The sequence below is a fragment of the Shewanella litoralis genome (genome assembly GCF_009828585.1).
In the GTDB taxonomy this organism is placed as follows: domain Bacteria; phylum Pseudomonadota; class Gammaproteobacteria; order Enterobacterales; family Shewanellaceae; genus Shewanella; species Shewanella litoralis.
In genome coordinates, this window is record NZ_WSRZ01000085.1 from 1 (window position 1) to 527 (window position 527).

Genomic DNA, 527 nt, shown 5'->3' on the forward strand with positions numbered 1-527 from the left:
CTATTTTCTACAGCCCAATGAGCACGCACCGCTTCAGCGAGTTGCAGCTCTGTCAGTTCAGCGGAACTGATATGGTAACGATACATTAGCTCAGGCGCTTTTCCTTTTTGCTGACGAAAGCTCATACTCATGCCAAGTGTTTGTAATTGAGGCCATTGTGAGAATTCTTCTGTAAACTCTTTGGCACTTAAGACATGGTAAACTCGCGCTTCGATACGACCATGTTTTTGCTCAAAGCTTAAGCCTCCTAGCGGGGCTTTACGTGTCTCAGAAAAAGCTGTTTCTACCGCTTTATGTAGATTGCCCTGATTACTTTTTAGCGTAAATAAGTAATCGCCACCTTGCTCGACAATGTGCTCTGCAATGCTAACCTGGCAGCCCATGGCATCAATCGAAACCAAAGCACCTTCAATATCCAGAAGCTTTATTAGCTCTGGGATTGCTGTGATTTCATTGGACTTTTCAGAGGTCTTGACTTGCCCAAGAACGAGTTTGTTTTTACATGCAAACGCATTCACCATATGAAT

The 527-nt window shown here is 43.8% G+C and carries 1 protein-coding gene; it reads right to left on the bottom strand.

Annotation, left to right across the window (positions count from 1 at the left end; translation table 11 throughout):
* Window positions 1–527: ISAs1 family transposase (locus tag GQA99_RS20225; RefSeq protein ID WP_160057008.1), on the bottom strand; the 527-nt coding region annotated here is incomplete at both ends.